At 65.5% G+C, this 21,313-nt stretch carries 16 protein-coding genes and 3 pseudogenes; 6 read left to right on the top strand and 13 right to left on the bottom strand.

Going from position 1 to position 21,313, the window contains the following annotated elements; all coding sequences use genetic code 11:
- Positions 1–89: 89 nt before the first annotated feature.
- From JMJ55_RS25240 to JMJ55_RS25215, 6 genes are all read right to left on the bottom strand, one after another.
- On the bottom strand, positions 90–572 hold the full coding sequence (locus JMJ55_RS25240; protein ID WP_202828391.1) for an Hcp family type VI secretion system effector: 483 nt from the start codon (positions 570–572) through the stop codon (positions 90–92).
- Between the two features lie 66 nt (positions 573–638).
- Positions 639–2,144: a type VI secretion system contractile sheath large subunit gene (gene tssC / locus JMJ55_RS25235; protein ID WP_202828390.1), complete on the bottom strand. Its 1,506-nt coding sequence runs from the start codon at positions 2,142–2,144 to the stop codon at positions 639–641.
- A 21-nt stretch (positions 2,145–2,165) separates the two neighbouring features.
- Positions 2,166–2,678: a type VI secretion system contractile sheath small subunit gene (gene tssB / locus JMJ55_RS25230; RefSeq protein WP_202828389.1), complete on the bottom strand. Its 513-nt coding sequence runs from the start codon at positions 2,676–2,678 to the stop codon at positions 2,166–2,168.
- A 46-nt stretch (positions 2,679–2,724) separates the two neighbouring features.
- Positions 2,725–3,642 (bottom strand): type VI secretion system protein TssA, encoded by a 918-nt coding sequence (locus tag JMJ55_RS25225; RefSeq protein WP_202828388.1) that lies wholly within the window; start codon positions 3,640–3,642, stop codon positions 2,725–2,727.
- Between the two features lie 50 nt (positions 3,643–3,692).
- The gene (locus JMJ55_RS25220; protein WP_202828387.1) at positions 3,693–5,339 is read right to left on the bottom strand and encodes a serine/threonine protein kinase; all 1,647 of its coding nucleotides are present in this window, start codon (positions 5,337–5,339) and stop codon (positions 3,693–3,695) included.
- Positions 5,340–5,405: 66 nt separating this feature from the next.
- Positions 5,406–7,406 (bottom strand): serine/threonine-protein kinase, encoded by a 2,001-nt coding sequence (locus JMJ55_RS25215; RefSeq protein ID WP_202828386.1) that lies wholly within the window; start codon positions 7,404–7,406, stop codon positions 5,406–5,408.
- Between the two features lie 735 nt (positions 7,407–8,141).
- Between JMJ55_RS25215 and JMJ55_RS25210 the strand changes: the two genes are divergently transcribed.
- The 3 genes from JMJ55_RS25210 to JMJ55_RS25200 all read left to right on the top strand — a co-directional run bounded on the left by JMJ55_RS25210 (position 8,142) and on the right by JMJ55_RS25200 (position 10,911).
- Positions 8,142–8,753, top strand: coding sequence for a hypothetical protein (locus tag JMJ55_RS25210; RefSeq protein WP_202828385.1), 612 nt, complete (start codon positions 8,142–8,144; stop codon positions 8,751–8,753).
- Between the two features lie 305 nt (positions 8,754–9,058).
- Positions 9,059–9,853 carry a Crp/Fnr family transcriptional regulator gene (locus JMJ55_RS25205; protein WP_236034039.1) on the top strand — a complete coding sequence of 265 codons (795 nt, stop codon included), beginning with the start codon at positions 9,059–9,061 and terminating at the stop codon, positions 9,851–9,853.
- A 347-nt stretch (positions 9,854–10,200) separates the two neighbouring features.
- Positions 10,201–10,911, top strand: coding sequence for a peptidoglycan-binding domain-containing protein (locus JMJ55_RS25200; protein ID WP_202828383.1), 711 nt, complete (start codon positions 10,201–10,203; stop codon positions 10,909–10,911).
- 114 nt (positions 10,912–11,025) lie between these two features.
- Here the strand turns inward: JMJ55_RS25200 and JMJ55_RS31215 are convergent.
- Positions 11,026–11,172, bottom strand: a pseudogene (locus JMJ55_RS31215) (IS3 family transposase); the annotation flags it as partial.
- A gap of 208 nt (positions 11,173–11,380) precedes the next feature.
- Here JMJ55_RS31215 and JMJ55_RS25195 point away from each other — a divergent pair.
- Entirely contained in the window at positions 11,381–13,051 is a 1,671-nt protein-coding gene (locus JMJ55_RS25195) for a hypothetical protein (protein WP_202828382.1), read from the top strand.
- Positions 13,052–13,265: 214 nt separating this feature from the next.
- On the opposite strand, the pseudogene JMJ55_RS25190 reads toward JMJ55_RS25195, so the two are convergent.
- From JMJ55_RS25190 to JMJ55_RS25180, 3 genes and pseudogenes are all read right to left on the bottom strand, one after another.
- Positions 13,266–13,580, bottom strand: a pseudogene (locus JMJ55_RS25190) (IS110 family transposase); the annotation flags it as partial.
- Between the two features lie 39 nt (positions 13,581–13,619).
- Positions 13,620–13,925 (bottom strand): hypothetical protein, encoded by a 306-nt coding sequence (locus tag JMJ55_RS25185; protein ID WP_202828381.1) that lies wholly within the window; start codon positions 13,923–13,925, stop codon positions 13,620–13,622.
- Between the two features lie 369 nt (positions 13,926–14,294).
- A complete protein-coding gene (locus JMJ55_RS25180; RefSeq protein WP_202828439.1) occupies positions 14,295–15,326 on the bottom strand; it encodes an IS110 family RNA-guided transposase in 1,032 nt (343 codons plus the stop codon).
- A gap of 81 nt (positions 15,327–15,407) precedes the next feature.
- Here JMJ55_RS25180 and JMJ55_RS32120 point away from each other — a divergent pair.
- Both JMJ55_RS32120 and JMJ55_RS31210 read left to right on the top strand, forming a co-directional pair.
- Positions 15,408–15,587: pseudogene (locus JMJ55_RS32120) on the top strand (hypothetical protein); the annotation flags it as partial.
- 347 nt (positions 15,588–15,934) lie between these two features.
- A complete protein-coding gene (locus JMJ55_RS31210) occupies positions 15,935–16,225 on the top strand; it encodes a hypothetical protein (protein ID WP_236034038.1) in 291 nt (96 codons plus the stop codon).
- Between the two features lie 300 nt (positions 16,226–16,525).
- Here JMJ55_RS31210 and JMJ55_RS31735 read toward each other — a convergent pair whose 3' ends face one another.
- From JMJ55_RS31735 to JMJ55_RS25160, 3 genes are all read right to left on the bottom strand, one after another.
- Positions 16,526–17,308 (bottom strand): SH3 domain-containing protein, encoded by a 783-nt coding sequence (locus tag JMJ55_RS31735; protein ID WP_202828379.1) that lies wholly within the window; start codon positions 17,306–17,308, stop codon positions 16,526–16,528.
- Positions 17,309–17,310: 2 nt separating this feature from the next.
- Positions 17,311–18,387: a hypothetical protein gene (locus tag JMJ55_RS25165; protein WP_202828378.1), complete on the bottom strand. Its 1,077-nt coding sequence runs from the start codon at positions 18,385–18,387 to the stop codon at positions 17,311–17,313.
- Between the two features lie 187 nt (positions 18,388–18,574).
- Positions 18,575–20,800, bottom strand: a complete 2,226-nt coding sequence (locus JMJ55_RS25160) for a hypothetical protein (RefSeq protein ID WP_202828377.1) — start codon at positions 20,798–20,800, stop codon at positions 18,575–18,577.
- Positions 20,801–21,313 lie beyond the last annotated feature (513 nt).

Below are 21,313 nucleotides of genomic sequence, written 5' to 3'. Positions count from 1 at the left end.
CGATGCCAGACGGCGCCGACCGAAGCCCGGCGCCGCCGCATCGCCCGGACACGGGCGGCGCCGGCACCCTGCCACGGCGGGGCGCACCGCTAGACCTTCTCGTTCTTCGCCACGTCCCAGCCCATGGTGGCCGGCGCCTCGCCCGAGCCGTCCGCCTTCTGCGGCGTGTACTCGACCTCGACCTTGGCGAAGTTGAGGTTGACCGTCTCGGTCAGGCGCTCCTGCTCGCCGGAGCCGCCGGTGTCGATGGAAGCGACGAGCACGTCCGTCATCTTCACCTTCATGTACTCGACGGGCTTCTCGCCGGCCTTCCGGACCGTCAGCTCCGCGCTAGGGATGTGCTTGCCGTTGCAGCAGAACAGCATCAGGTTGGGGGTCGCCTTGTCGATGTAGTGCACGAAGTGCATATCCCGCATGGTAACCTTCCCGGTGCCGCCGCCGCCGCCGACGTGGCGCGAGCCGGACTGCGACATGCCCCAGTTCCAGGCGAGCACGTCGATTTCCTCCTTGTGGGCGCCGTCCTTGGCTTCGCCCTTCGCGCCTTCGATCTTGATGAAGATATCGTGCGACATGGCAGGATTCCTTTTGATGGGGGCTGGTTGTGCGTGGTGACTCGGTGGCGGGGTGTTCCGCGCCGATCAGGCTGCTGCCTTCACCGAAGGCAGCTTTGAAACGAGCCGCAGGCTCACGTTGACGCCCTCGAGTTGGTAGTGCGGTCGCAGGTAGAAACGGGCGTTGTAGTAGCCAGGGTTGCCCTCGACCTCCTCGACCACGACCTCGGCCGCCCGCAGCGGGCGGCGCGCCTTGCCGGCATCTCCTGAAACCTCGGGGTTGCCGTCGACGTAGTTCCTGGTGATCCAGGACTGCAGGTATTCCTGCATGTCCTCGCGCTCCTTGAAGGTGCCGATCTTGTCCCGCACCATCGCCTTCAGGTAATGCGCGAACCGGCACACCGCGAAGAGATAGGGCAGGCGCGCCGAGAGGTGGGCGTTCGCGGTGGCGTCCGGGTCCTCGTACTCCTCGGGCTTATTCAGGGACTGCGCGCCGATGAAGGCTGCGATATCGGTATTCTTGCGGTGCAGCAGCGGCATCAGGCCCAGATCAGCGAGTTCCTTCTCCCGCCGGTCGTCGATCGCGATTTCGGTTGGGCACTTCATGGCGACTCCGCCGTCGTCGGTCTGGAATGTATGGACCGGCAGGTTGGCGACGACGCCGCCGGCCTCGACGCCGCGGATCCGCGTGCACCAGCCGTACAGCTTGAAGGCGCGGGTAATGTTGGTCGCCATGGCGTAGGCGGCGTTCATCCAGCAGTATCGGTTGTGGTTCGTGCCGCTGACGTCCTCCTCGAAGTCGAAGGACTCCACTGGCCTGGTCTTCGCCCCGTAGGGCAGCCGCGCCAGCACCCGCGGGGCGGTCAGCCCGATGTAGCGGCTGTCCTCGCTCTTCCGCAGAGAGGTCCACTTGGCGTAGGCGGGCGTGCCGGCGATCTTGGCCAAGTCGCGCGGGTTCATCAGCTCCTGCCAGCTCTCCATGCCGAAGAGCGTGGGTGCCGCAGCGGCGATGAAGGGCGTGTGCGCCGCGGCGCAAATGTTGGCCATGTTGCCGAGGAGGGCGACGTCGCCCGGGCTGTTGTCGAAGTAGTAGTCGCCGACGAGGCAGCCGAAGGGCTCGCCGCCGAACATCGAGTATTCCTCGGTGTAGACCTTCTTGAAAACCGGGCTCTGATCCCAGGCCGCGCCCTCGAACTTCTCGAGCGTCCGACCAAGCTCGGCCTTGGAGATGCTCATGAACCGGATTTTTAACGTTTGGTCCACCTCGGTGTTATTGACCAGATGGTGCAGGCCACGCCAAGCGCCCTCCATCCGTTGGTAGTCCGGGTGGTGCAGGATAAGGTTGACCTGCGCCGTCAGCCTCTCGTCGAGGGCTGCGATCATGGCTTGGATGGTCCTGATCGCGTCGCCCGAGATCAGCGCCGCGTTCTCCAGCGCGTGGCCGACGAGCACCTCGACCGCGCTGCGGATCTGCGCCTCCTGCTCGCGGTCGCGGGGCCGGAAAGCACCCCTTAGCAGGGAGTCGAACCGGTCGGCCTCCACCGCCTCGCCCGGCGCGGCGCGGTCCTGCTCGAGTGTTTGGTGATCGGACATGTGTCCTCCTCGCGGTTCGGGTCAGTCGTTCTCGCCGGCGGGCGCGGCCGCAGCCGTGGCCAGCGCCTGCTGCAGCGGCCGGTCCGCCAGCAGCCTGCCGATCAGCTGCTCGGCGTTGTCCTTGCCGTCCATGTAGGTGAGCAGGTGCGCCAAGCGCTCGCGCGCCTCGAGCAGCGTCCTGAGCGGCGCGACCTTGCGGGCGATGGCGTCCGGAGCGAAGTCGTCCAGGCTGCCGAAGGTAATGTCGACCGCCATGTTGTCCTCGCCGGAGAGCGCGTTCGGGACGGTGAAGGCGACCCGCGGGCGCAGGGCCTGCAGCCGGTCATTGAAGTTGTCCACGTCGATCTCGAGAAATTTCCGCTCGGCGACCGCCGGCAGCGGCTCCTCGCGCTTGCCCACCAAGTCCGCCATGACGCCCATGACGAAGGGAAGTTGGATCTTCTTCTCCGATCCGTAAATCTCGACGTCGTACTCGATCTGCACGCGCGGCGCCCGGTTGCGCTGAATGAATTTCTGACCCTGTTCCTGCGGCATTGGTCTCTCCTCCGAACGCCTATGGACTCCCCCGGTATGCGGCCGGTCAGTCCTTCCCGTCTGTGACTCCTGTCACGGCCTGGAGCTCCCTGAGGCCGCCCGGGGCCAAGTCCCTGATTGCGTCGAGGAAAGAGAGCGGCACGAGCCGCTTGGCGCGGCCGACGAGCAGGGGCACAGGGCTCGAGGGCTCGTGGGACGCGTAGTAGTCCAGCACTAGGTCAAGCGCCCGGACGACCTCCTCGCGCGACGCCAGCGAACGCAGCGTCTGGCCGCCCGTGGGCGCGGCGGCGGCACCCGCCGCCGCCGCCGCCGGCGGGCCGGCCGTAGCCGGGCCGCCGCCCGCCGCGAGCCGCGCTTCCAGCGCCGCAAGGCCGGCGGCCAGAACCTCGAACCCGAGTTGCGGATCGCGCCCGGGTCCGAAGCGCGCTGCGAAGGTCTGGCTCATATCCGCGATCGCGGCCCGCGCCTCGGCGGCGGCATGGCGCGTCGCCTCGTCCGCCGCCGCCGCCGCGGCCATCGCTTCGAGGTCGGCTCGCAGGTCGATGACCGTGCGGCCGCTGCCGAGAATCTGGTCCAGGGAGCAGCCGAAATTAGTGACGCCAAGCTGCGTCAACGCCGAGAGCCGGGCCATGAAGCGCTCACGCGGGTCCGCCTCGTCCGCGTGCTGCGGCGGCAGGATCTCCCAGTACCGCTGCAGCCCGTCCGCGATGAGGCGCAGGCCGGCGGCAAGGCCGGCCACTCCTTCCGCGCCTAGGGCGGCGCGCGCAAGCCAAATCCAGGCACGAAGGTCGCGTGACCTGGCGGCGAGTGCGACCGCCCGCTCCAGCTGTCGCGACCAGTTGGCGCGCTGCGGCGAGCTTGCGAGGGCCCTGAGCTCGCCAGCGGCTGGAATGTCGTCCAAGGCTTCGCCGCAGGGCCAGGCATCACTCACCGGGGCCAGCAGCGCGGCGGGGTCGAAGGGCATGCGGGATGCATCTCGCTATGTGAGGTTGGCGTGAGGCGCCCGCCGGGACGTCACCGGCCGCCCGGTGCGGCCGGACCACCTGCCGGCGGTGCCGGAGCGGCCGGGTTCCCGAGCCGGGGCAGATACACCCAGCCCCAGGGCCCGTCGTTGCCACCGCCGACGAGGACCCAGTTGCCGCTGCGCTCGAAGACCTGCAGGCGGGTGCCGCGGCCGACTAGGCGGACCACCCTCGCGTCCCTTTGCGGACCGGCCCGCACATTGGCCCCCACCGGCATGAGTATGGCGCTGCCTGGCGCAAAGGGTGAGGGAATCCGCGGCGCTGCGGATGGCGCCGGAGCGACTGGGTCGGCAGGCGCCGGCTCCGCCTGATCCGCACCCACAGCCGGGAGCGGTGCGGCAACGGCAGGGCGATCCGGTTCCGACGGCGTGGCCGGTGCAGGCTCCTCGGCGGAGCGGGGCGGCACGGCCTGCACCAAGGTTTCCGACCCCTGCCCACCCGCGTCCGACGGGGGTGGGCCTGCCTCGACGGCCGGCCCGGACACCGCCACGGCCGGCGGGGGCGGAAGCCAGAGAAGCGCGTCGCCGCGGGGCAGGAGCGCCGCGGCGAGTCCGCAGAGCGCGAGCGCGGCGGCAGCACCGCCGGCGCGCCCGCTCGCCCGCAGTGGAAGGCCGAGGATCCGGCCTGGCGTGGCCGCCCGCGCGCCCCAAACCCGGAGTTGTGGCGGCGCCGGCAGGCGATCGCCACGGCCAGCATGCGGTGCGCCCGGCCTCAGGATGGCCGTCGCCTCGGTGCTTGCCGAGGCCGAGGCCGCTTGGAGCGCTCGGCCGAAAGAGGCGGCGCTCGGGAATCGGGCGGCGGCGTCCGTCGCCAATGCCTGCGCCACCACCTGGCCGATGACGGGTGGCACGCCGGCCCGACACAGGGCCGGTAGGAGCCCGTCCTCCTCGCTGATCCGGTGCCCTGCGGGCGGCGCGTCCCCGTCCTCGAAAGGCCGCCGGCCGGTCAGCAATTCGAACAGCACGATTCCCGCCGCCCAGAGATCGGCGTGCCGGTCCGCCGCTCCGCCGCGCAGCCGCTCCGGCGAGAGGTAGCCCGCCGCGGCCGGTGTGGTGGCCTTCCCCGTCCCGGACCCGGCCCGGTTGTCGGGACGGCCGAAGCCGGTGACCTTCACCGATCCATCGGGCACCAGAAACAGCTTCTCCGGCCTGATGTCTCCGTGCAGCACATCCTGCGCGTGGGCGAAGGCCAGTGCGGCGAGGACGTCGCTCGTCAGGAACACGGCGTCGGATGCAGCGATGCGGCTGCCACGGTCGAGCAGGCTCCGGACCGACTCGCCACCGGCGAATTCCATCACGATCCAGGCCACCTCTGGCGAGCGGCCGAGGTCATAGATGCGGAGGATGTTGGGGTGCACGAGCCGTGCGGCGGTCCGCGCCGCCACAAACGGCAGGATGCCGGATCCGCCGTGCCTATACGGTTGCGCCTCCTCCGCGCCGGGACAAGGCACCAGCCTGAGCGCCACGCGCCGGTCCACCAAGTGGTCGAGAGCCTCGTAGACCGCGCCGTCCGGGCCGGTGCCGACCCTGCGGCGGATCTCGTACCGGACGGCGATCTCCGGAGGGAGGTGCGGCGGTGGCAGGCGAAGGCGGGTCTGGACGGCATGCCCTGCCCCGGTCCGGTCCTCGATGCAGTTCATGGCACCGCCTCCGCACGCTGATGTCCAAGGCTGGCCCCGGGGACGAACCCGGATCTGTGCCCTCGGTCACATGGGAGGATTCGCGGCGCCGGCCTGTGCGCGCCAAGGGCCGGCACGCAGGGGAGGGTGCGCTTCGGAGGAGTGCACAGGCAGGACATCGTCCGCCTGCTCGTCCCTGCTGCGCCCGAGGCTCCGGCGGGGTGACGCCGCCTCCGCGCCGCCGCCAGGCCGCGCACGCACCGCGTCCGGCTCGGCCTGGGCCGATGGCCACCGGGACTGCGAGGGGCCGCCCGCTGCGCCCGCCCCGTGGCCGAACACAAAGCCGGCGCGCTCGTAGAATGCCCTCGCGGCCCCGAGGTCGCCGAGGGCGAGCATGGCGTCGCCGTGCTGCACCAGCGTCTCCGCATCGGGTACCGCGTCGGCGGCCGCGGCGTCCATCATGGGCGGAGGCGGCGCCGGGGGAGGCCTCGGCGTGCGTCGGACGCGGCTTTCGTGCACCCAGCCCCAGGGCTCCAGCTCGCCGACCTGCAGCCACTCGCCGGATCCGGCGAAGAGTCGGAGTTGGGTGCGGGGGTGGATGGTGCGCAGCACCGCTGCCCGCGCCCGCGGGTCCGCCCGCAGATTTGCGCCTGACCAGATCGTCACCTGCCGCCCCTGCTGAAGCAGGGCCGGCCGCGGATCCGGCTTGGCCTCGGTCCCGGGCCGCACCTTCTGCGCCTCTGGCGGCACCTCCCAGGTCGGCGCATGGCCCGCGGCGGTAACCGCCGCCGTGCCGGTCGCGCCGCTGGGCGTAGGCGGCGTGGTGGCGGCGGCGGATCGTTCGATAGGGGGGCGAAACGGCGGCTGCGGCGGCTCGCCCCCGGAGGGAGGCAGGACGGGCTCCCGAGGCTGGAGCAGGACCTGTGGCAGCGCCCGGCCGTCGTCGCGCTCGGTGGGTGGACTCGGATGGTGCGGCCGGTCTCGCGGGTCGCCTCCCAGCAGTGACGCACCGACCGCAGCCGCCGTCGCCGCCTTGAGCCATCGGCCCGCCCTTCCGCCGCGGGGAAGGCATCGCTGCATGCCACGCGGGCCCTCGCCGTTCCGCCGGTGCGGTCCTGGCGCATGTGATGCCATCGTCCCGGTGGGCGGCGATGCCGTGGTGGCACCCGACGCAGCGGTTGCGAGGCTCGCGGCCTCGCGGATCGCCGCGGCGAAGCTGGCAGCGCTCTGGTACCGGTCCTCCGGCCGCTTGGCCAGCGCGGTTCCGAGCACCGGGTCGAAAGCCGCCACCGCCGCCCCGCGGACCTGGGAAGGCGCGGGCGGATCCAGGTGCAGGATGCGGTAGGTCACCGCGGAGAGATCGCCAGCGAAGGGCTTCGCCCGGGTCAGCAGCCGGTACAGCACGACACCAGCCGCCCAGATGTCCGCGCGGTAGTCGGTCGGCTCGCCGCGCACTTGCTCAGGTGCCATGTGACTGGGCGTCCCCAGCACGGTCCCGGTCAGCGTGCCTGCCGGGCAGCCACCGGCCTGCGCGACGCCGAAATCCACGAGCTTCACTTGCCGGTCTCGGGCAAGCATGATGTTGGCGGGCTTCACGTCGCGATGCACCACGCCCTGCGCGTGGCTGTGGGCGAGTGCGGACAGGAGCTGCTCCATGATCCGCGCGGCCTCTGCCAGCGGAAACCATGCGTCGCGATCCAGCAGGGCTTCGAGCGACTCCCCGTCCACCAATTCCATGATGATCCAGGCAGCCTCGGATGACTCGCCGCGGTCAAAGACGGCCACGATGTGGGGGTGGGATAGGCGTCCCACAGCTTGGGCTTCCACGCGTAGCCGGCCGAAGGCCGAATCCGGTGAGGGGCCGCCCCCCAGCGGGCGCCGGACCAGCTTGATGGCGACGCGCCGCCCAAGGTTACGGTCGAGGGCGTCGTAGACCACACCGGCCGCCCCCTCCCCGAGCCGCTGCCCGATCTCGTACCGCCGCTCGACCTCCGGAGGGAGGCATGCCGGGAGCAAGGCGTGGGATGCGGGAGGCGCGCCGGCGCCGGCACGGATGGGGAGCTCCTGCGCATCCTCGCTGCTTCGCATGTCGATCCCCGACGGTTCGGCCCGCTCCCATATCGCCCGGTGCGCCGGATGCCTGTGCCATTGGGCACACCGCCGGGCGGGCGTCGGCCGGACATGGGGCACGGAAGAATCCCGGGGGGGGTGCGCCGCGGCAGGAGGTGTAGAATTGGTGTTTGTCCCGCCCCCGAAGCTCATGGTATCGACAAGACTGCATTCCTAAATGTTACGCATCCGGTTCGCGCGGACTCTGTTGATATGGGCGAGCCGGCAGATTGTTGAGCACTGACGGGTCAGGCCAGCGCATTTCGAAACCGGCCCGGCATGTGGTCAAAGGATGGCACGCAGCACGCGATGCCTCGAGGCCGCGCACCGGCACCCCGGTGACGGAGCCGTGTCCGGAGCGGCGGCAGGCGGGATCTTGCCGCCGCCGCCTCGGAGCCGCCGAGGCAAGGACCAGCGGGTCGGGGGACGCGCCAGGGGAGGAAACGGATGTGGCCTCCGGTCGGAAGGCAATCAGCAAGGACCTGGTGGTCCTGCGTCGCGGCGCCCGTCGCCCTGCTCGCTCTCGGGGCCTGCGCCTCGGACAAGCATGCCCAGCTGCGGCAGAGATTCGAGCAGGTCACGCTCTACGACCATGCCGTCTGCCGTGACACATCGGCGCAGCAGCCGGGCGCTGCCCAGCCGGCCCTGAGGCTGCGCCCACCCGGCCCCGGCCAGGCGACGCGGACATACTGCACCGGTCAGATCGGTCCGCAGATGGCTGAGATCGCGGAACTTGCGCTGCGCCAAGCCGGCCGCCATGGTCCGGCCTCCGCGGAGCGCATCGAGCTACTGTCGCTCGCGGCGGGTGCCGGGCTGGGCAGCAACGGCGACGCCAAGGCGCTCGCCGCAGGGCAGAGCGCCGCAGAGCTTGGCGAACAAGCCTGCGGTGGTGGCGCGGGCGGGGCGAATGGGCAACCGGCACCGGCCGATCTCGCCGACGGGTGCGCGAAGCTGCGGCTCATGCGACCCATACTGGCGCATGGCCAATGGGTAGCGAAGCTCGCTCCGCTCGTGCGGAGTTGGCAGCAGACGAAGGTGATCCCGCGCGATCCGGCCAGCCGCAGCACGGCGGCGGAAGCGGCGAGGCGCTACTTCCCCGAAGTCGCCACGCCCGCGATTGCCGCCTACCGAACGGCATCGGTGGGACCTGCGCTTTCGCCCCAGGCATCGGATTTCGCCAGGGACTGGCTTCAGCAGATGCGGTGCGCCACGATGGTCATCCAAGCCCTGAACATCGGCGAGCCAGGGCTGCGGGACGAGGTCGGCGGGATGGTCAGGCAATTTCCCGCCGAGTTGCGCCAGCCCGGCTGCGGGCCGGCGGCATGAGCGCCGAGCGGACGGGAGCAGGCGGCACGCCGACTGTCCTGCCGCCTGTACCGCGCTCCCGTCCTGTTCCGAGCCGGGACGGGCTGCGCGGGGCGGAGCAGTGCGCAGGACTGGTAAGGGGTTCCGCCTCGACCCTGTGCTATTTCGCACACGCTTCCTGTTCGTATCCGATCAAGAGTGTGCTGGTTGGAGACGGGCATTGAAGCAAGAAGGAGTGCCGGAAAATGGTAGTCCAGCAACGGCCTGCAGCGGCGCGGGGCTTTGATCCGGATGAAGGCGGGAGCCGCGGAGAGGACCTGGCCCACTTGGCCTCCGACATAGCTGCCGGGCAATGGTCGGCGCGCGCGGGAATAGGTTCCGCCGAGCCGCACTCCGGGCATGACGAGCCGGCGGGCCGGTTCGCCAGGAGCGCCGCCGAGCTCGCCCGCCAAGAGCTGTTCCGCGGATTGCCGGAGGCGCAGATCGCCCAGCTTGCGGCCCAGGTCCGCTGGCGCTGGGTCGATCCCGGCGAAGCGGTGCTGGACTATGGCGACCTCTCCACGGATGTGTTCCTCGTCGAGGACGGAAGCCTGCGGGTGCTTGTCCGCACGCCGGCGGGCCAGGAGGTATTCCTGAGCGACGTGTTCGCCGGGGAACTCTTTGGCGAACTTGCGGCTATCCGCGGAACGCCACGCTCGGCGAACGTCACCGCCCTGCACCGCTCTAGGCTGTGCGTCATTCCCGCCACGGTCTTCCTCACGACGATCCTCAAGTCCCCGGACGCGGCCCTGCGGCTGATGCGGATCTTGACCGACCGGATTCGGACACAGAGCGACCGCCTGGTGGAACTCACGGTGCTGCCGGTGCGGCATCGGCTTTATGCGGAGCTCCTGCGACTGTCCCGCAGGCGCGGCAGTGGCGGCGAGCGCGTCATCAGCCCACCACCTCCGCACCATGTCATCGCCGCCCGCATAGGCGCCCGGCGGGAGCCGGTGTCGCGGGAACTCTCGGAACTGTCCCGTCAAGCGATGATCCAGACGAGCCGCCGCGCCATCGTGGTGCTGCGGCCCGAGGTTCTCCAGGCGGCAATCGAGGCGAAGCTGCATGGGCGGGATAACTGACGCTATGAGAATCTGTTTGCGAACGGGTGAGAGCACTGGTTTGACGGGCTGATCTTGCCCTGTTGAGCAGCGTTGCGGGCGGCTTCTTGCCTTCGGGAACCGCCATGAGGACGCCAACTGATCGCGCACTGGTTGGGAAATTCGGCTCCGGCCAGCCTTGACAGATGAGCAGTTCCAGCTCCTGAAACCGCTCATCTCGCGCGCACCGGGTGCCATTGGCGGCATCTGCCCCCCTCCGGCCTTCCCGCCGTGGCGCACGGTGTAGACGCTATGTACGCCAGCCATCGTGAATAATGCAGGCTAACAGATATATGTGATGCTTTTAAAAATAACTTTAGGAGGTTGAAATGCCGTCAGGTCTCGAGTTGCTAAAACTTGCTAGGACTAGGATCGGCGAGGAGTACGTAAACGTACTCGTGCCTAAAAATAATCCCAACTGGCACGGCCCGTGGGACTGCGCGGAGTTCATGTCGTGGCTTGTCTACCAAGTTGGAGGTTATCTTTATGGATGTCTAAATAACAACGGAAATCCAGCGGTTGCGGAAGCTTATACTGGCGCTTGGGAGTCGGATTCTGCAAAGCTTGGAAAGCGGGTAGACTGGAAACTTGCAGCCGGAACGATAGGAGGGGTTCTTCTCCGCTTCCCGCCCGAACAAGGGGCGATGGGCCACATCGCGGTCAGTGACGGGAAAGGAGGCACAGTCGAAGCAAAAGGAAAAGCTTACGGAGTTGTTGCAGACAAAGCGGCCGGCCGTTACTGGGATACTGGCATCCTTCTGCCGAAGTTTGACTACGATTTACCCGATGATGGGCTCGAAGTCGACTTACCTGCGATACTTTACAAAATTGGCGCCCCCAATATGCGACGGTCCGTAATCAAGTCCATACAACGCGCACTTGCCAGCGCTGGCGTTGACCCTGGCCCGATTGATGGCAAATTTGGAGGAAATACGGCTGCGGCTGTTGCTGCCTTCCAAGCGATGAAGGGGCTCGTTGTTGATGGACAAGTTGGGACTGTCACAGCGGTTAAACTTGGCGTTGACCTCGAAGCTGAGTAGAGTTGCGCAAGCAGGGTGATCGAAACTTGCTTTGCAGCATCATTACTATCGGCAAGTCAGCTGCCTTGAGCAGGTGACACTGATCGGCCCCCATCGGGTGGTCCGCGTCGAATGTTAGTTCAATGTTGGCCTAGGCACCACGCCTTGTGTGCTTGGCGGCGCCGGTCGGCGTAGCGCTGCGGGCCAAGCGGCGATGGTTGGAATAACCACCTCCGGCGCTGGTGGCCTAAAGCAAAGAGAAGCATGTGGGCGGACGGTATTCTAGACCAGATGTCCGTCTGAGGCGGGGTGGCCCGCCTCAGACGGACATCTGGTCTAGCGGCGCAATCCACGCCTCAAGGGCCGACCGGCGTTCGATGGAGAAGAAGTGCTCAGGGCACGCCCCTTGCACGCGACATGCACACAAAAAGGGGTGGAAACGCGGCACGACTTAGCTTCTCTTCGCACTGAAGAGGAGGTGGGGTTTGCAATGAATAATAATCCGGTAGGCAATGGGGTAGCTAAGCCAGTTGCCAAGCTGGCACCGGGTGCAGCCGCACAGCCGAAGGGGCGGAAGTGGCGCGCCTTTAGAGGTTTTCTCGCCTGGATTGGCGGGGTGATCCTGACCTTGCTCCTGGCCTTTTTGACCATCAACTTCTTAGTTGATCCCGGCGATCCACGCCCATTCCGGACAGTTTGGACTGCAAACGGACATAAATGCCCTCCCCAAAACCTAAATGCTACACCCGCATCCATGAGGGATGAAGCTAGCAATGGCTGTGGAAACCAGATTTGGGAGCGCCGGGACGATTATGATCTCTTCTTTGCTGAATTCACCGATCAAGGATTGCAATACCCGGAAGGTCTGAACGATGTCGGCAGCGCGCCCTATCAAATCGACCGCACCCTCGATGGGTTGAAAGAAATCGATGCAGTGCAAAGCGGCAAGGGCATAAGCCTCATAGTGTTCGTGCATGGTTGGCGCCACAACGCCAGCTATGACAATGGAAATGTTATCTCCTTTAGAAATCTCCTGGCGGCGGCCGCTCATGCGGAGCGGGAGACCGGCCGTAGAGTGGTAGGAGTTTATGTCGGCTGGCGCGGGCTATCGACATCGTTTTCGAGTCTTGAACTGCTCACCTTTTGGGGAAGAAAGGAGGCAGCGGCGCGTGTGGCGCAAGGTTCGACGCGCGAGCTCTTCAATCGGCTTCGCAATTTCCGATGCGAAAGGAACCGAACCCAGCTACACGACGGCCGCACCCCGCCGGGTTTCGACGATTGCTCATGGGTCCCAACCCCGGCTCGCCCGCAGGCGCGTGTCAACACGGTCATGGTGGGGCACAGCTTCGGAGCTTGGATCCTTTACAACTCGTTGGCAGGAGCTCTCCTGGAGACAGTGGCCCATCACCACTCTATCGACCAGAGTGGGCCAGCTAACCTTCGCTACGCCGATCTGGTCGTTCTGCTGAACCCGGCGTTCGAAGCGTCTCGCTTCACACCTCTGCACCGCATTGCATCAAGACCGAGCGCGAGCACCTCTTATCAGACACCAATGCTTGTTTCGGTAACATCTGAAACCGACTTTGCTACGCACACAGCGTTTGGCTGGGGACGCCGTGTTAATTGGCTCATGGAGGAGACAGTAGGAAACGAAGAAGCAAAGACTTTCTTCAGCACCCCTGGTCATACCGACAGCTATATCACTCATCTTCTGAGGTTTGAAGGCTATGAGAGGGGAACTTGCGAAGGGTGGACGAATCTTGGTCGCTTTTTCGAAAGGGTCAACAATGAAAGGGGGAGCGAAGAAGCCAGGCATGAGTTGAACGCCGCTGCCGAGACGAATTTGCAGGCTGAAGTGGCACACGCCAAGCAGTTCATCAGAAATTTCGCGGCGACGGAAAATCGAGGAGTGCGGGATTTTTGTTCAGGCTTGCGGTTGAAGACTCAGCAACTCAATCACGGCCTGCCAGCCGTCCCGAATTCCGTCGTTTGGAATGTGCGGGCGGAACCGAATGTTATGGACGGGCACAATGATCACTCCAGCGTCCACTTGCTCGACTTCATTCGGGAATTGTATCTCGAGGTGAGCCGCATCCCTCCGGTCTGTCGAACCTCCCGGCGCTCCCCCCAGGAACAGACAGACGATCCTGTCTGCAGGTGAGGGTGAAATACTACGTCCCTAGGAGACGCTCTGATGTCCGCAGTCAATGCATTTTGGCGCGCGACATCGCCCGCTATCGACAGCGGGCCAAGGTGGTTGCGTAGGGGAGGGGCGGGGCCAATGGACGTCGGTGATCATGCTCCCATCCGCGGGTTGGTTACCGCATCTCCGCTTATGCGTCCCGGGGCTTCCCGATCTTACTGCGGGCGTGCTGCGCCGGGTAGGCAAAGCTCTGCTCCTGCAGCCAGCGCACGTACATCGCACCCCATGTCGTCTTGCCGGAGTAGACCCGGCCATGCTTCAGCAGCAGCGACGATATCAATTGCCGCTTGCGTTGCAGATCGTCGACAGCTGCCTCCCGCGCGCGAACCAGATCACGCATCGCTTCATGCTCCTCGTCGGGTACCCAGACTGCAGTCAGTTCGCCCGCGCGCAGCAAGCGCGCCAGCTGGACCGCATCGCGGCGGTTGGTCTTAACCCGGCCTCCGGCTTTGCGCGGGATCTGTGATGGCGCGACAACGGTGCAATCATACCAAGCGCACGAAGGTTCCACCTTTGGGCCCACCGGTCACCCGGTACTTTTTGAAGCACCAGCCTTACGGACCGCAGGTCGGAACTTCGACTTCTTGGTATCATGGCTAAGGCTGATGACCTGCCGATACAACCCGTACCCCGTCGGACCGGCTTCATAGCAGATGTGCAGCTTTCCATACTTCGCAGCCAAGCGCGTCAGCAGCTTGCGCACGGCGTCGGCGGCCGCGTCGGTCTCGCCGATATACCGCACCTCGCCGCTCCGGCCAGGTTCGGCCACCGCCACCGCGTGCTTGGCCTTGGCCGCGTCGATGCCCACGAAAACGGTGCCAGTCTCTGTCATGGTCCGTCCTCCCTGCTCTGAGAATGACCCGGTTCGCGTGGGCCACCCTCGGATTCACCACACGCATCTTAGGACGAACCATCCCGGGCTTGACGGCGGACATACGGCCTTCTGTAACGGGCCTTCGGTAGTCAACCCTCTTGAGCGCCAATCCCCTCGCCGGTGTCTCGCTTCTGTCCGGGGTCGGCGCATGGCCGCCACCTGATGGTGTTGGATGAGGAGCAGGTCGGCCAATCTTACAACGCGCAGTCATCCTTGCGGCGCTGCCTGACCGTATACGGCCTGACCTGATCCAGCGTCCCGGCGACGGGACCTCGCTTCAGGCGGTTGATGCCTTGCCCGCCCGAACCCGCTATCTCTCCTTCTGTCTCATGCCGCCAGGGCAGCGCGATCGGCGACGAACGGTTTGCCGTCCGCGAGCATCCGGTGCAGCACCACCGCGAGCTTCCTCGCCAAGGCGACTTTCGCTTTCTTCATGCCTGTACGGGCGGCGATGCGGGCCGCCCAGCTCTTGAGCGCCGAACCTTTCACGGCGCGGGTGAGAATGGTATTCGCCGCCTCGTAGAGCGCCGTCCGGACGCCAGCGTCGCCGGCCTTCGAGATACGCCCGGTCACGTCGGTTTCCCCGTACTGGTACTTCCGCGGCGTCAAGCCGAAGTGGGCACCGACGGCCTTCGAAGATCGGAAGCGCCCGGGGTCGTCGACGGCCGAGACGAAGGTGAGCGCCACGATGACGCCAACGCCGGGCGTGGTCATCAGCAGCTGTGCTCTATCATCGGTCCGTGCCGCGTCGCGTAGGCGCTTCTCGAGGCCGGCCAGTTGCACCCCGAGCACCTCGCGCGCAGCCAGCAACGCCTCGGCAACAGCCGTGAGGCACGGGTGGTACTCGACCAGCTCCCGGATCCGCCCGGCAAAATTCCGAGCAGTGGTTGGCCCCACCTTCAGCCCGAAGCCGCGTAGCAGACCGCGCAAGCTCATCTCCACGTCGATGCGCTTCGTCTGCAGCACCTTCCTCGCGGACAACAAGACCCGGGTCTCCTGGGCCGGTGCCGACTTGCAGTGCACGGGTCGGAACCAACCGAGCCGCATCAGCTGGGCGATGCCGCGCGCATCCTTCCGGTCGGTCTTGACCGCCATTGCCTTGAACGCGTCGCGCACGTGTCGGGTCTCAAGGAGTTCGACCGGCAGGCCGGCCTCGCGCATCGCGGCGTAGAGCCACTGCGATAGCGGTCCGGCCTCCAGCCCCACCCGCGCCAGCTCGAGGTCAAGCCCGCGCAGCCAGGTGATCAGCGCCTCGGGCTCGCTCGCTACCTTGGCTTCGCGCATGATCCGGCCGGTGGCGTCCACCACGCAGATGCTGCTCAGTTCCAGCGACACATCGATCCCAGCGTAATGGTCCATCATCATCCCTCGCTGATGCTTGGGGCAGGCCACCCCGGCCCGACCCCGGTCGTGACACCATCAGTCTGAGGGACGACCACCTTGGCTGCCTACGCCGGCGGCCGGCCCGTTACGCCATCTTACACTGCACGGCGCCCGAGCATTGCGGCACGCGCGCGTCGGCAGGGCCGGTTCGACGAGGCGGCGCGCCTGCACGCGGCGGGCGCCTCGCTGAGCGCGATCTCCCGCCAGCTCGGCGTCGACCGCAAGACACTGCGGCGGTGGCTCCGCGCCGGCGCCATGCCATCCTGGCGGCAGCCCCAGCGCGGCAGCGTGCTCGACCCCTACCGTGACCATTTGGAGCGCCGCTGGGCCGAGGGGTGCCACAACGCCGCCCCTGCTATGGCGGGAACTGAAGGCACTGGACGTTCCGGGCCGCGACGCCATCGTCCGCAGCTGGGCAACAGACCGCCGCAGGGCGGAGCCGGACGGATCTCGGGCACCCCGGACCGCCAACGGCAAGCCATGGCGACCGCCCTCGGGCCGGCGCGTGGCGCGGCTACTGACGGCCGAACCTCGGACCCTGTCGCGGCCCGACCGGGCCTTCGCCGCGCGGCTGCTCGAAGCAGGTGCCCACGCTGGCAGCCACAGCCGCTGCCGCGAAGCGGCTTGGAGGCGTCCTACGAAAGAAGAGTGACGAGCCCCTGGCAGACCTTCTCGCCGTCGCGGAGAGGACGTACCTCTCCGACCTCGTCGCCGAGCTGCAAAAGGATATCACCGCTGTGGAGACCGCGCTCAGCCTGCCCTGGACGACCAGCCCGGCCGAGGGACAGATCTGCCGCATCAAGGTGATCAAGCGCACCATATATGACCGAGCAGGCTTCGCGCTGCTCCGTGCCCGCGTGATACATGCCGCATGACAGCGCAACGCCGGCACGGGAATTGCGGGAAAGCCAGCATTCATCCAGCCGCTACACTGTCGGCAAAGATTGGCCGCTGCTTGTGGTACAGCGCTGGCTGAGACCCGGAGCTGGACACGGCTGTTGAGGCGCGACGTCAGCAGGAATGGCTGTCGCAGGTTCCAAAGGCTTGGCCTTTGTGCTGGCACGGACGATCACGTCAGAAGTCATTCAATCCCGTCGCAGAGCCCATCATCGCTCGCCACATGGAAAGCAGGATCAGCTACTGAAGCAGGGGGCTCCACGTTCGGAAGACGGTAGTCAGGCATCGGATAAAGCAGGTCGTTCGCCGGGACTCGGCGGGGCCCGCTCCGGGCCGGCCCAGGCCTCAATCTGCCAAACCAAGTTGTCGAGCCAAGAGCTGTCGCCTCCGCTCGGGAATCTGCCTGCCTGTAGGTCCCCGACCTCGAGCCTCGCCAACTGCAGGTGAGGGCGCTCGAACCGCTTCAGGGCCTCGAGACCGTTCTCCTCGCCAATGACCCAGAGCCTGTCCCACCAAGCGCGGCGGTGACCTGCGGCATCCCAGCTCCAGCGGCTGTCCTCGAACAGCACGAAGTCACCGGCCAGCCCATACTGGTGGTAGGACGCCCACGGGACAGCCTTGGTGACGATGTCCCCCGGCCGCGTGCGACCCTGTGCGTAGAGGTAGGCCTGCCGTGATGGAGCGCGATAGGCTTCGAAGAGTCGAAAGGGGATGCCTTCGGCGTTAAGGGCATCGACTACCGCCAGCGCCTTCGCCCGGAACGTCGGGTGCAGGAGCAAGGGATCCGAACTACGACGGTCGGGCGCGATCGGCTGTGACATAGAACGGGATGGCGCCGCGAGTACCGTCGCAACCGGGGCGACAAAAGTAGCCGCGACGAATCCCTGGGCGCCGTCGGCTAGGACCCGAACCCATTCCGCCGGCGTCCCTCGCTGCTGCTCTGCTTCCACGACTCGTGCCCCGGTCGGCAGGACACGTAGGCTCTTTGCTGCTTTTTCGGGTTCCGCCCGCAGGTGGAGACCGCTGGAGGCGGTGACGGCCAGCAAGGTTCCAACAGTCATCTCTAGCCCTCCGCCTGCTCTGCGGTCGAGAGTTCTCCCTGGCGCCGCTCAACCGTAGCAACGGCCGTCGCCAGTTCGGATAGCGCCTGACCGGCGGCGGTTTGTGCGCCTGGGAGGTCCGCTTTGGCAGAGGTGTCGCCGGCCCCGGCCTTACGGCTTAGTTCCTCGACTTTGACGATTGCGGCCTCCGCCGCCGTCCTGCGGGAGGCTGCCTCCTGCTGGGCCGCGTCCGCTGCGTCCAGCTGAGCCTTGATTTCCACCCTCCTCTCGGCTGTCAACGGCGCGGTCGTGTCCGCGATGGCCTTCTTGGCCGTATCAAGCGAACGCGCCAACTCGGTCAGCTTGCCACGCTGCGCCTCCGGCGGGGTCGCGCCCGTCTGGCCACTCACGGGAGCCGCGTCAGCCCTCGAGGCGCCGGATTTGCGCTCCTCAGCTACCGCTGCAATGGTGGAACGCGAACCGAAGTAAAAACCGATGATGGTAGTCATCAAGGTTGCGAGGATGGTCAGGAATTCACGGGCGAACGTGATGCCGCGCGCGTTGTCGTGCGGCTCGTACAAGTTCAGCCTGATATCCGGCGGGCTGTTCGGTTCCCGCACGGGCTGGGGGACGACCACAAGTCCCAAACTCCGCAATCGCTGTGTCTGGAGTTCTGCTTCCTGCTGTATCCGCCTGAAGCGGTCATCTGGGGGCAGGCTTTCGACCCCTACGACGCCTGGCCCGACCATGACCGCATGGAGCGCTGTCGAAGGGGCATTCTGCGCCGAAAATACCCTCTCGACCATCTGCGGCCCAAAGACGCTGAAGAGGATCAGGAGTCCTAGCGCTAGCAGGGCGCTGATGGTGCCGGCTGGAAGTCCGAACGCTTCAGGCTGGTACTGCATCCCAGACGCACGGAACACGACCGCGACGCCGGCGAGAAGAGCTAGGAACACCATCGCGACGAGCAGAATCTGGACGGATGGACCTATGCCGCCCCCAGTCGTGACGGAGGTTCCTGATGCAGCTGGGGAACCGCCAATCCAGCCGACTGCATAGGCGAGGAGTACAACTACCAGCACCAGAAGCAGGGTCGGCAATAATATCCACCTGACCCACCACTTCGGTGGGTCGGCGTCAGTTCCTCCAGCCATTGCCCTTCTTGCCTTTTTTGTCCTGGCGCATATCTTCAAAGCTCAGCCCGAACAATGTCAAGATCGCAGAGAATGGTGAACCAACGCGAGGGCGGCCGCGGGCACTCTGTCGGGGTCGCGTACGATGCAAAGACTACTCCGTCGTCCTGAGAAGGAGGGAACGGCCCGGAGTCTTAGGATCAGGAATAATCAGATGCAGCCTTCCCCCTTGCTGCAGATAAGCCGGCAACACAGGACGTGACCGCATTTGCGCAAGCAAGAGAGCAAGCCTGCGTTCGGCGAGAGGCTTGTTGGCTTCCGGACCCTCTTTGGCGGCCGTCAGGGAAATTTCCGGCGAGTAGACGATAATTTCTGACATCTCGCAGGACGGTCCAACGGCAAGCTTGAGAAGCCTCACCTCAAGTGCGAAATTGGCGGCAGGTTGAGGGACCTCCGATTCCTGGCGATACTCGCCCAGCGCCAAGCGTGTGAAGACGACCATTGCGTCACTCCTCACCTCGCCGAATTTGGAGGCCATCACTGTTGGCGGTCGCGTCATCCACGTCCAATCCAACGAATCATTCGGATCGTTGCATTCCGAACTGCGCAGTGGTGCTGATGATTTCACTGTCGTGACACGGACCGTCTCCGTCCGGGCCCCATGAAAGGCCGGAGCAGACATACGCAGACGACTGAACTCTGTCTGCGTCGGCTGCCCCTCAACTGTGCGCTGCGGCGGCAGGGCCCATTCGCGGATAGACACCCGGCCAGCATCGACGCGGCCGGCTGCAATCGAGACCAGTCTGGGATGCATCGTAGTCCTGGCGAGAACCGCGAGCGGTTCGTGTTCTTCAAGAAGACCGGTAAGCCGAACTACTCCTGCGCTGCCACCCCGATCTTCTTCGAAAACGCGCAACCGCCTGAGAAGAGCCGAGTTCGTATAAGCCTGACCGTCTCTATCGCCCCGCACCATCCATGCAAGCACCGGTCTGTCTGGGGTCGGTCCGGTCAAGGGGATCGGGGCGGTTTGGAAGTTGCGGTAGAAATCCACAACATCCCCTCTTTCTTTATTGCGGTTCAGTGCGTCGCGCGCGATGAGAGGTTCTACTTTCTGTTCTTGGATCTCAGGTCCCGTTGGGTTGAAGACGACGTCCAGATGGCAAGGGAGTCGTCCGCATAAGGTAGTCCGGAGCGCCATCAGACGAACACCGGCATGTGGCGCTATCCCCGGAGCGGTGTGTATCTCCGAGAAGTTCGGATCGAAATCATCATTGTTGCGCTCATTGCTATTTTTGAGGCGAACTCTGACTTCGAAGGAGGCTGGAGGACCGTCGTCATGCAGCACCGGCGGCAGCGGCGTGCACATCGCCGCCTCCGATAGGTCAGCCTGAAGTTCTTTGGCTCCAGGGAAGAGGCGCTTCCAGTCAGCCAGCCTAGCACGACGTGGCGATAGGAACGCGAAACTGCCGCCCGTCCCGGCGAGGTCATGTCGGCGCCACCAAGTGAACCACTCATCTCCCGCCACGGATGCGACTACTTGCGGTGCGATGTTGAGGAACCCGTAAGTGCCGGGCAGTTCATACCCGTCACAGACCTCAGGATGCCTTCCATTGGCCCAGCCCAAAATCAGTACCTGGGTTCCTGACGGCCTCACGCGGAAGACGTAGAGCGCCTTCTGTGGGCGAACCTCATTTGCCCAATGCTCGGGAGCGTCAGCAACGCGATAAACCGTGTAGTTCGTAGCACGTATCGGGTAGGGGTCGAACTCGAAATACGAAGATGCACAGGCGTCGGCAACGAGCGACCAGTCGGCAACGCGGCAAGGGCCGTCAGGACTAGTATTCGTGCTATCGACTTCAGCGATGGCGTCGGCAGGCCGAAAGAACTCCCTTCCGCCGATGCGGACGCCGAGCACGACCAGTCGAGATCTCCTGATGCAGTAGTTAACGTTTTGCGGCCCGTAGATGTATTGGCAGATCCGATACGCGTGCTCCAGTAGGAGGTAATCGCAGTCGGCTTGGGTGTAGCCGTAGGTCGCGGCGCCGTGGCGGTAGCAGAGGTCGTGGAAGGCACATGCTTGGCGCATCTGCAGGGAAATCGAAGCTTCCTCCTCGCTCCCCGTCCGGGCAGGACGAATGACCTGCTCGATCCACGATGGGGCGAAGACAAGCCGCTCAATGAACGGATCGATGCTGCAGCTCAGGCCATGTCCCTGCCCGCCGATGCGTTGAAGGTCGGCAGCCGCGTAGGGCACTGCGTAGGCAGTTGGCGGCAACTCTCTGTCCTCAGGCGGACGGGCATTGGTCAGCAGGAAGTCAGCGGCTTCGCCGACGGTGGCGTTGGGGAATATAAATATCAGGGCAAAGCCAAATATGGCCACAATACAGATGCTTGCTAACACGACGAAGGCGATCTTAGCGAGCCAACGTGCTAGGCCGGCAGTTATCTTTCTAACTGTGGCGGCCCAAGCTCGAGGTCGGAAGCCACGATGCCGATCTTCCTGATTCGTGGGCCCCATTTTAATCTCCCTCCGGTCTTTTTATTAATCTTCTGCTTGAATCGAAAGCATACCTGCAGATATCTGCCCGTCCGACGCCGAGAATGACGACATTGCTTGCCGAAATGCCTCACATGAGTCGGGCTTAGGGCGCATCTAATAAGGTTCGAAACTCTGCCACGGCGTCCCTGCGCAGCCATGAATCTATTTCGTGTCTTTTTACTGGACCATGGTGGTTAACTGTGCGTCGCAGAAGGCGAGCCACATACTCCATCGCTAGAGGATGGTCCTGCTTCATAGCTTTCTGAAAGTCGTTCCCACTTACAGGCTGTTTTGAAAGCCGCGTCTGGCGAACTTGGGCCTGAAAAGGTGACATAGGAGAAGCGTTCTGGGCGG

The organism is Belnapia mucosa, from assembly GCF_016775475.1.
In the GTDB taxonomy this organism is placed as follows: domain Bacteria; phylum Pseudomonadota; class Alphaproteobacteria; order Acetobacterales; family Acetobacteraceae; genus Belnapia; species Belnapia mucosa.
The sequence above is the reverse complement of the archived record's forward strand: the minus strand, read 5'-3'. Positions and strand labels throughout refer to the sequence as shown.